This is a genomic window from Acinetobacter sp. 2JN-4 (assembly GCF_003687745.1).
Lineage (GTDB): Bacteria > Pseudomonadota > Gammaproteobacteria > Pseudomonadales > Moraxellaceae > Acinetobacter > Acinetobacter halotolerans.
Genome location: NZ_RDNY01000009.1, coordinates 139,713 through 150,101 on the forward strand (window position 1 = coordinate 139,713; position 10,389 = coordinate 150,101).

Annotated in this window: 10 protein-coding genes; 8 read left to right on the plus strand and 2 right to left on the minus strand. The window is 40.7% G+C overall.

The features are described 5' to 3' along the window. Positions 1–159: 159 nt before the first annotated feature. Together EAH57_RS13150 and EAH57_RS13155 are read left to right on the plus strand one after the other, a co-directional pair. Positions 160–771 (plus strand): TetR/AcrR family transcriptional regulator, encoded by a 612-nt coding sequence (locus tag EAH57_RS13150; RefSeq protein WP_121930448.1) that lies wholly within the window; start codon positions 160–162, stop codon positions 769–771. A 321-nt stretch (positions 772–1,092) separates the two neighbouring features. Next, complete coding sequence (locus EAH57_RS13155) at positions 1,093–1,674, plus strand: hypothetical protein (RefSeq protein WP_228200048.1); 582 nt, start codon at positions 1,093–1,095, stop codon at positions 1,672–1,674. A gap of 151 nt (positions 1,675–1,825) precedes the next feature. Here EAH57_RS13155 and EAH57_RS13160 read toward each other — a convergent pair whose 3' ends face one another. Both EAH57_RS13160 and EAH57_RS13165 read right to left on the minus strand, forming a co-directional pair. Continuing rightward, on the minus strand, positions 1,826–2,392 hold the full coding sequence (locus EAH57_RS13160; protein ID WP_121930450.1) for a 5'-nucleosidase: 567 nt from the start codon (positions 2,390–2,392) through the stop codon (positions 1,826–1,828). A gap of 71 nt (positions 2,393–2,463) precedes the next feature. Then, positions 2,464–3,597 (minus strand): TDT family transporter, encoded by a 1,134-nt coding sequence (locus tag EAH57_RS13165; protein ID WP_121930451.1) that lies wholly within the window; start codon positions 3,595–3,597, stop codon positions 2,464–2,466. A gap of 206 nt (positions 3,598–3,803) precedes the next feature. On the opposite strand from EAH57_RS13165, the gene ribF reads away from it, so the two are divergent. The 6 genes from ribF (at position 3,804) to EAH57_RS13195 (ending at position 10,235) form a co-directional block, all read left to right on the plus strand. Next, positions 3,804–4,805, plus strand: a complete 1,002-nt coding sequence (gene ribF, locus EAH57_RS13170; protein ID WP_121930452.1) for a riboflavin biosynthesis protein RibF — start codon at positions 3,804–3,806, stop codon at positions 4,803–4,805. A gap of 53 nt (positions 4,806–4,858) precedes the next feature. Further along, positions 4,859–7,696 (plus strand): isoleucine--tRNA ligase, encoded by a 2,838-nt coding sequence (gene ileS / locus EAH57_RS13175; RefSeq protein WP_121930453.1) that lies wholly within the window; start codon positions 4,859–4,861, stop codon positions 7,694–7,696. Continuing rightward, on the plus strand, positions 7,689–8,219 hold the full coding sequence (gene lspA, locus EAH57_RS13180; protein WP_121930454.1) for a signal peptidase II: 531 nt from the start codon (positions 7,689–7,691) through the stop codon (positions 8,217–8,219). The genes ileS and lspA overlap by 8 nt, the downstream gene beginning before the upstream one ends. A gap of 1 nt (position 8,220) precedes the next feature. After that, positions 8,221–8,703 (plus strand): FKBP-type peptidyl-prolyl cis-trans isomerase, encoded by a 483-nt coding sequence (locus tag EAH57_RS13185; RefSeq protein WP_004667902.1) that lies wholly within the window; start codon positions 8,221–8,223, stop codon positions 8,701–8,703. 118 nt (positions 8,704–8,821) lie between these two features. After that, entirely contained in the window at positions 8,822–9,364 is a 543-nt protein-coding gene (locus EAH57_RS13190; RefSeq protein ID WP_121930455.1) for an NADPH-dependent FMN reductase, read from the plus strand. 328 nt (positions 9,365–9,692) lie between these two features. Beyond that, entirely contained in the window at positions 9,693–10,235 is a 543-nt protein-coding gene (locus EAH57_RS13195) for a type 1 glutamine amidotransferase domain-containing protein (RefSeq protein WP_121930456.1), read from the plus strand. The last annotated feature ends 154 nt before the right edge of the window (positions 10,236–10,389 follow it).

A 10,389-nucleotide genomic window follows, 5' to 3' on the forward strand; every position in this document is an offset into this window, starting at 1 on the left:
AAATCATATAATTCAATTTTTAGATATCCATCATTATCAGACACATCGTTACCGTTAATCTAAGAACTACATTTTTTTTAATAAAAAACTGTGTTCTTGTGCACAAAACCGACAATTTATCTTACAATGTCAATGACATTTTTTGAATCAAGCTCGCAGATGGAACAGAAAAAAAGTACACAAAAGCGCAATCAACTGCTGAATGCTGCCCTAGATGTTTTTTCCGTCTATGGGTTCAGTGGCGCTAGTTTGGATGAGATTGCACAACTCGCTAGTATGCACAAATCTAATATTTTCTATTACTATGAAAATAAAGAGTCTCTATACGTCGAGGTGCTAACTACGGTGTTGCAAAAGTGGCTTGCGCCCTTGCAAACATTGGAATCAGAACTTGAGCCGACCGAAGCACTCACCCACTATTTAATTCAAAAGCTAGAAAGCTCACGCGATCAACCGAAAGCATCGCGTTTGTTTGCACTGGAGATTATCCAAGGTGCACCGCATATTTTACCGATCTTAAAAGGTCCTTTGAAAAAGCTATTTAAACGCAAAACCAAAGTGATCCAGATTTGGCAAGAACAAGGTAAATTGTCTAAAGAAATTGATCCTGAACTGTTTATTATCAATATCTGGGCAATCACCCAAAACTATGCTGATTTTTCCACTCAAATGGAAATGGTGACGGGTAAAACCTTGCGCAATCGCAGCATGTACCAACGCTCTATTGAACACACAGTACATTTGATGCTGTACGGCGCATTACCACGTTAAATTTTCTTCACAAGCCTTAATTTTAGCGTTTGAAATACACTAAAAAGCGACTTTATTAGTCGCTTTTTCTTGCCAAATGGTTAAGGCGATTATTCAACTGAACTAATCAAAAATTTGGAACATTGATTAAGAAACATACGTGGAACATGAATAGTCACGAAAATACCGTTCCAGTGTGCTTAACCCTGGAACGGCTTAGACTAAAATATTGATGCTAAAGAGGAAACTTCAAGCATTTCGTATAAGGCGTATTATGTTAATTTTAGTTTTTCTTCACTTTAAAACGAATATCTAAATACACTAGCGAAGAGTTCTATGAATATGAAAAATGAACCTTGGGTTGAGGATTGTGATCCATTGAAGCCCTATTATGGGAAATTAAGTAATCAGGAATATACCTATATTTCTGAAGTATTCACCTTATGGATTAATCATCATAATCATATTAATCCTGAAGTAATTTCTAAAAATAAAAAATTAAATTTGTTAGATTATTCAAATAATTACAGTGAAAAATGTAGTCAAGATTTATATGAGGTACTATGTGAGACTCTAAAGCACACTGACGGATATCTTTATTGGCTACCTATAAATAATGTAAAAAATGACAATATCTTTGCAGCATATTCTCCAGCAATGATTGCTAAGACTCCAATAGAAACTAAGTATTTAGACTATGCTTCTCGCTCTTTCTTGCAAATGCAAAACGGTGGATATGCCATCATTGAAAGTAACCAAAACTTTATAGCCTTAGTCATTGATGGCTACTATATGCAGGTAGCGTTACATTCAAACTTTATGAATGAGCAATTTCAAAAATATCTCGATAGTTGGAACGATATCGAAAAAAACCTTGATCAAACTACAGCACAATGCCTTTTACAGGCCTATTTCGTACAGTAGAAATTAGGGGGAATGAAGTCTACAAATTTCCCTATTTAACATAATGGGCGTTATGCGTAACCAGCTTGCAAGCTAAAGTAACTTTTAATTTCAACAATCTACCGATACGCAAAAGCCCACCCATACAAACTACAAGGCTAGACCTTTGCATTTAAAAATGTGCCTGATACAAAGCCAATAACTTTTGAGCGCCCAAGAGCAAGTTCTCTTCCCAGTCTAGATGGGCCGTATCATCCGCACCATCGGTAATATATTTGACTGAAATCAAACGCACATCCAACTTGCGGCAGACTTTTGCCAAGGCATAGCCTTCCATATCCACTAAATTACAGCTTACTTTCGGCTGTCCTGTTTCGAAGGAATCTCCCGTTCCACAAATCCCTTTAGGTAAATACTCAAAATGGGGCTGTGCATGAATTTCGGCAGGAATATCCTCATCCATTGGCGTGACACCCACCGCAAAACCTAAGGGAGACACATCCATATCCCGCTGCACAAATGTGGTCACTTCAACCAGACTATGTGCATTAAAATGCGAACTCCCCGCACTACCCAAATTGATTAAAGTCTTACATCCTGTTTTTTGAATCACCTCAAAGGCTTTAAATGCCGCATTGATTTTGCCAATTCCGCTGTAATGAACATCAATCCCCGCCTGTTCAAACAGACCTTTAGATTCATTTGGCAAAGCCATAATTAAGGCAACATCAGCACGCATACACTAGAACTCGTTTCAGGTAAAATTGAAAACCATATATAAAAAAGCTGTGGTCATCCACAGCTCAAATATTATTGCATCTTCTGCTGCAGTGCGACCAAGCAAGGAGAGAAAAATAATTGGCCACTATATGCGCCCGCCACTGTTTTCTTCATGACCAAAGCCCATAAGCCAACTAAAAGTAAGCTTAAAACCACAGCAACATACTGTAGCGCATCAATATGTAATTGATGTGCCAAATTAAAGATCGCTAAGATAAAGACCCCAAATGGAAAGGTCAGACCCCACCACCCTAAGTTAAATGGAATGCCAGTTCGCGCATGTCTCAGTGTGGTTAAAATGGCGATACCGAACCACCATACCCCAAAGCCTAACAACACTAGACTCGCTACAATCCCGAGAGCAGGCAATAATATTGCTAAGCTTTCAAAACCCATGGCTTGCATAATCCGTGGTGCTTGCTCACCCAATAATAGTAAGGCCAATGCCCCTGTACCAATCGGTCCTAAACACAACCAACTTGAGATCGCCACCTCTTTCTCAGGCAATTGATGCAAGGCCAAGCGCAACATCAAAATCGTCAATACCGCAAAAGCAGGCAAAACAGAAATTCCCCACAGCACATAACCCGTGATCAAAATATAAAAAGCATGTTGATCTGCGGCCAAATGTTGTACTAACAGACCAGCAGAACTTGCTGCAACCTCACACGCCACGATCGGTAATAACCAGACTGCGGTCATACGATGTAAATGATGATCTTGACAGCTAAACATACAAAATGGCACGAGCCACGCAATCACAACGGCAAGAAACACATCGATGTACCAAAGATATTGTGCAATTTGAATGGCAATATCACCATATAACGCCGTACCAAAATTGAGAAAACCATTGGCAATCGTTGCCAAGCCCATCGGAATTGCACCCAAAAACAAGCTCATATTGGGATGTGTGAAAATCTGCTTGGCTTCTGCTGGAAACAGAATCCAACGTAAGACATAAAGAACACTAAAAGTGCTAAATAACAGAATATTGAACTGCCATAATTTGGTTGCCAGCATAAACATGAGCGATGACGCAAAAGGTAACTGTGCTAAAATCATTGCCACGACACCCGTTCCCATGGTTGCAGTAAACCAGTTCGGGGTAAAATGACGAATCACATCTCTGCTCTGTTGTAACTGGTAAAATGGCTTTTTCATCTCTAGCTCTAAGTAAGCGGCGATAAAGGAATCTTATTCCAATCCGCAAATAAGAAAAATTGATTTATTTTTATTTAATAGATCAATTTAATTGATATATAGTTCTTAAATATTGAAAATATCTTGTATAAAAACACAACAACAAGACGAAACGCTGAGAATATGGCAAAATACACCCTTTGCAAAATTCGTTGAATTTAACGCCCATGAAGTTGCTTCGTCTCAACGCTTTATCGCCAGATTTTCAGTTACCGCCGACTGCGGTAACGATTGGCAATTTTGATGGTGTCCATTTAGGACATCAAGCGATGATTGCTCAACTCAAAACATTGGCAGCAGCCAAAGGCTTAAAAACATTAGTGATGATTTTTGAGCCACAGCCTCTCGAATTTTTTAAAGGTTATGATGCTCCACCACGCATTAGCTCTCTACGCGAAAAAGTAGAATATTTGACAGAGCTTGGCGTCGACTATATTGCTGTCGCCAAATTTGATCATTATTTTAGAAGTTTAAACGCCACTGAATTCGCTGAATTACTCAAACTCAAACTCAATGCCCAAAGCTTGGTGTTAGGCGATGACTTTCATTTTGGCAAAGATCGTCAAGGCAATAGCAGTTTTTTACGCGATTATGGTTTTGATGTGATCAACCTTAATACCGTTGCCTTAAATGGTGACCGTGTTAGTTCAACCCGTATTCGTCAAGTCTTACAAGAAGGTGATCTCGCATTAGCAGCAAAGTTACTGGGTCGCCCTTATAGCATCACAGGTCGTGTGCAATACGGAGATCAAATAGGACGTACGCTTGATTTCCCAACGATTAATGTCCGCTTAAACCGCCATAGACCGTGTTTAAGTGGGATTTATGCTGTAGATGTCGTATGTGAAAATGCTTCACTTACAGCAACAATAAAACATGCAGATCCTGCGCTAAATGGTATTGCAGGATACCAAGGTGACAGTTTGTTTGGTGCAGGTCATGTGGGGACACGACCTGCGATTCAACAAGCTCAACCTGAATGGCGATTAGAGGTACATTTCCCCGATGTTTCTGCTAATCTGTATGGCTTATTAATGCGGGTAACCTTTCTTCACTATTTACATGGTGAACTGAATTATCCTTCGCTTGAAGCACTCAAAGCTGGAATTGATGATGATGTACAGCAGTTACGAGATTATCGTAAGCGTACACCTGAATTTCCTTTTTAAATTTAATTGTAAAACCTGTCAGTTTAGACTGATCAAACTGGAAGACAACTTGCATGAGCGATAAGCAAACTCCTGAAAATGCAGTGGATTATAAAGCCACACTCAATTTGCCTGACACTAAATTTGCGATGAAGGCAAATTTGGCTGTGCGTGAAGCCAAATGGTTAGAAGAGTGGTATGCCGACAACATTTATCAGCAGATTCGTGCATCGCGTATTGGTAAGAAAAAATATATTTTGCATGATGGTCCTCCGTATGCAAACGGTACCATTCACTTAGGTCACGCTGTCAATAAAGTGCTTAAAGACATTATCGTCAAAAGTCGTACTTTGGCAGGTTTTGATGCGCCTTATGTGCCTGGTTGGGACTGCCACGGTTTACCGATCGAACTTAAAGTTGAAGAAAAAGTCGGTAAAGTCGGTGAGAAAGTGGATGCTGCGACGTTCCGTAAGCACTGCCGTGAATATGCACAACAACAAATCGATATACAACGCGCTGATTTTAAACGCTTAGGTGTGTTAGGTGATTGGGATAATCCCTATCTGACCATGAACTTTAAGCAAGAAGCCGATATTGTGCGTGCTTTAGGTCAAATTCAAAAAAATGGTCACGTACAGCCGGGATTAAAGCCCGTGAACTGGTGTATGGACTGTGGCTCTGCCCTTGCTGAAGCTGAAGTTGAATACGAAGATAAAAAATCTGATGCGATTGACGTTGGTTTTACCGTTGTTGATCTCAAAGATTTAAGTGCGCGTCTCGGTATAGACGTCCAAGACGTGACTGATATCGTGATTTGGACCACCACACCGTGGACCTTGCCTGCCAACCAAGCCGTTGCATTACATGCTGAAATTGACTATCAGTTGGTTCAGGTCAGCACTGATCGCGCTAAGCAAAACTTTATTTTGGCAAAAGATTTAGTAGAATCGGCGATTGAGCGTTACAAGCTTGAGCATCCTGTTGTTTTGGCTGATTTTACCGGTAACAAACTTGAAAACTTGTTGCTTCAGCATCCATTACTGGTAGATCGTCAGGTTCCAATCATTTTAGGTGAGCACGTTATTGCAACCAGCGGTACAGGGGCGGTACACACAGCACCTGGACATGGTGTGGATGACTATAAAGTCGGCTTACAATATAACCTTAAAGTCGATAATCCAGTGGGTGGCAATGGTGTGTATTTACCGACTGCCCCTATCTTTGCTGGCGAGCACATCTATAAAGCCAATCCAAAAATCATTGAAGCTTTAGGGGCGACAGGTCGTTTGTGGGCACATCAACCGATCAAACACAGCTACCCACATTGCTGGCGTCATAAAACACCGATTATCTTCCGTGCAACACCGCAATGGTTCATTAGCATGGATCAAGAAAACTTGCGTAGTAAAGCACTCAATGCAATCGAGAATGACATTGAGTTCGTACCGAGCTGGGGTAAGAGCCGAATTGAGTCAATGATTGATGGCCGTCCAGACTGGTGTATCTCTCGTCAACGCACTTGGGGTGTTCCAATCCCATTCTTCGTGCATAAAGACACCAATGAATTACACCCTCGCACCCCTGAACTGATTGAAGAAGTTGCAAAACTGATCGAGCAAGAAGGCATTGATGCGTGGTTTAATCGTGAAGCAAAAGACTTCATAGGTGCAGATGCTGAACAATATAATGCTATTCGCGATACCTTAGATGTATGGTTCGATTCAGGTACGACACACTATGCAGTACTTGAGCAGCGTGAAGATCTGGAATGTCCTGCTGACTTATATCTAGAAGGTTCAGATCAACATCGTGGCTGGTTCCAGTCTTCACTACTCACTTCGATCGCAACCCATAATCGTGCACCCTACAAAGCATTGCTAACCCATGGCTTCACGGTTGATGAAAATGGTCGTAAACTCTCAAAATCATTGGGTAACTACATCCCATTAGAAGAAATCATCAAGCAATTGGGTGCAGATGGCTTACGCCTGTATGTTGCCTCAAGCGACTACCGCTATGAAATCGCAGCGAGTAAAGAGATCTTTAGTCGTGTCAGCGATAGCTATCGCCGTATTCGTAATACCTTACGTTTCTTACTTGCCAACTTAAATGGTTTTAAACCAAGTACCGATGCGCTCCCTGTAAACCAATTGATCGAGCTTGATCAATATATCTTACAACGTGCTCACGATGTACAAAAAACCATTGTTGCAGCTTATGAAGAAATGAACTTCCATGCGGTGTGTAGCGCATTAACCACGTTCTGTATTAACGATTTGGGTGGGTTCTATCTCGACATCATCAAAGATCGTCAATACACCACTAAAGCCGATTCACAAGCTCGTCTATCTGCTCAAACTGCGCTGTATCATATCGTTCAGGCCTTTGTCCGCTGGATGTCTCCTATCTTGAGCTTTACTGCACAAGAAGCTTGGTCACTGATTCCAGAACAAACTGACAAATACGTGTTCACCGCTGAGTGGTATGACATCCCTGTTGCCTCAGCTGAAAGACAAATCACTGAAGCAGATTGGCAAACATTGATTAGCGTAAAGTCAGCAGTAAATAAACAGATCGAAGCAGCACGTAACGCTAAACTGGTGGGCAGTAACTTATCTGCTAAAGTTGAACTCTGGGCAGATGAAGCGCTAGAAAAAGTATTAAACCAATTGGCTAACGAACTCCGTTTCGTCTTGATCACCTCTCAAGTCATCGTTCACCCTTATGCTGAGCAAGGTGAAAGCACAGACCTTGCTGGTTTACGTGTTCGAATTTCGGCTGCTGAAGGTGAAAAATGTGTACGCTGCTGGCATGTATTGCCTGATGTAAATACACATGTTGGTCATGCTGGTTTATGCTCCCGCTGTATCGTCAACGTCACTGGCAGTGGCGAAGTGAGAAAGTATGCCTAATTCACAAACCAAAACGGGCTTGTTCCAATTTTACCCACACAATCTACTTTGGCTTGGACTTTCACTCCTAGCCATTGTGTTGGATCAATGGACCAAGTGGATCGCAAGCTCGCATTTAAATTATGCAGATCCTATTCCAGTACTGCCTTTTCTAAATTGGACATTGCTGCATAATTATGGCGCAGCATTTAGCTTCTTATCAGACGCTGGTGGATGGCAACGCTACTTTTTTACGTCGTTAGCAGTATTAGTTTCAGTCATTTTTATTTTCTGGCTGATGCGTATGCCGAAGAAAATGATCGTTTTACCAATGGCGATTGCATTGATCCTTGGTGGTGCGATTGGTAATTTAATTGACCGCGTCAGTTTGGGCTATGTGGTGGACTTTATCCATGTTTACTATCAAAACAGCCACTTCCCAGCATTCAACATTGCAGACAGTGCCATTACTTTAGGGACTATTCTGCTATTGATTGATACCTTCTTCCTTGAAAAGAAACGCAACCAAAACAAGGATGCATAATATGACTGACATTATCCAACCAAACGAAGAAACCCGTATCCAAGATGGCTCAAAAGTTGATTTGCATTTTTCTGTTTCGATTGAAAATGGCGTTGAGATTGACAACACACGCGGTCGAGAAGAACCGGTTAGTCTTGTGATTGGTGATGGTAACTTGTTACCTGGATTTGAAAAGGCTTTATTTGGCTTACGTGCAGGCGACCGTCGTACCGTACATTTGCCACCTGAAGATGCTTTTGGTCCTTGGAATCCTGAAAATATCCAAACCTTTGATACAGTAAAGTTTGAACAACCTCCAATCGTTGGTCATATGATTGAGTTCGAAGATAAAGCCAAAGCAAGTTTGTTTGGTATCGTGAAATCAGTCAATGATGACATCACAGAAATCGATTTTAATCATCCATTGGCAGGGAAAAACATCACTTTTGAGGTCGAAATCTTTAAAGTCACCCCTGCGGGTCAGCAAGCCATTAAACTGATGTAATACAAAAGCTCTCAAATGAGAGCTTTTTTTATCACTCAAGATAAGTATAAGATTATTTAGACCTTCTCATATTCGTGAAAATTAAATCGTCAAACAAATAAATTATAGGAATTAATAAATGCTCATTCATATTATTGTTGGAAGTGTTCGTGAAGGACGCACTGCGATTAAAGTTGCTAATTGGCTACAGCAGGCGATTACAGCATTTTCATTGGAAAACATCCAAACAGAAATCGTAGACTTGAAAGAATGGGATCTGCCTATTTTTGCAGGTGCTAACCCTCCTGCCTCGGGGATTTATGATCAACCCAAACAACAACAGTGGGCCGATAAAATTGCAACTGCTGATGCTTTTATCTTGATTAGCCCTGAATATAATCATGGTTATAGCCCAGCGCTTAAGAATGCATTGGACTACTTAGGTAGGGAATGGCAAGGTAAACCTGCTGCTTACATCGGTTATGGCTCAACTAATGGCTCTCGTTCAATTGATCAGATCCGTCAGGTGGGTACACAACTTGGCATGATTGATTCTAATGCGACCTTAGAAATTCGGGATATTTTCAAACGTAATAAAGAACAAACCTTTGAAGCAAATGAGTTTGAGGTGAAAGGTTTAAAAGGAATGGTTGAGAAATTACAGAAATATCATTCAGCTTAGCTGTAAGCCTGAACGTACAGTGATCGGGGTCATTGACGAATATACAGTGCCCTGTATTCATTTTAATATATAAATCATACAGAGACAGGAAGTCTCCTTCAGAATAACAAGACCCACAGGAAGTGGTTGTTTATAGGAAGTAAGCAACAATAAACTAAATACGAAAAAAGCCCCATCAGGATGATAGGGCTTTTTTTATTACTTTTATTAGGATGTAACAGAACTAGACATCTTGTCTCTTAAGATACAATCTGCCACTTAAAGCACTACATTTCTCCCGCTTTTGCATTGCTAACCTAACTAAAAGTAATCTTGAGGAGAAACTACGATGGCTAAAAAAGCATTATTTATAACTTCAAATGTTGGTGTTGAACACGATGAACTTATCCAGCCCCTTGAGTTCTTAAAAGCTAAAGGGGTTGAAGTCATACATGCCGCAGAGACATCTCAAACAGTACAAACAGTGAAAAGTGATAAAGAAATAGGGCCTAGCTATTCCCCTCAAACTTCTTTAGATCAGGTTTCAGCAGAAGATTATGATATTTTGATCATTCCGGGCGGTACTGTAAATGCAGATAGTCTTCGCCTTAATGAAACAGCACACAAGATTATTCAATATTTTACTGATCAGAAAAAACCTATTGCTGCAATTTGCCATGCACCTTGGGTTCTAATCAATGCAGAGCGAATCAAAGATAAGAATCTGACCTCATATAAAAGCATCCGCTTAGATCTTGAAAATGCGGGCGCTCATTGGGTAGATAAGGCCGTCCACCGCTGTAATACCCATGAATGGCCGCTTATTAGCTCACGTTGTCCGGATGATATTCCTGAGTTTAATGCAGCAGTTTTAAGAGAACTCAATCTTTAATTTATATTTCTCTCTTTCCCCGCCAATAAAAACACCCCAACCTCTTACGAGACTGGGGTGTTTAGAATTTAAAAGCTGGCGATGACTTACTCTCACATGGCAAGTGCCACACTACCATCAGCGCGAAGAGGTTTCACTTCTGAGTTCGGGAAGG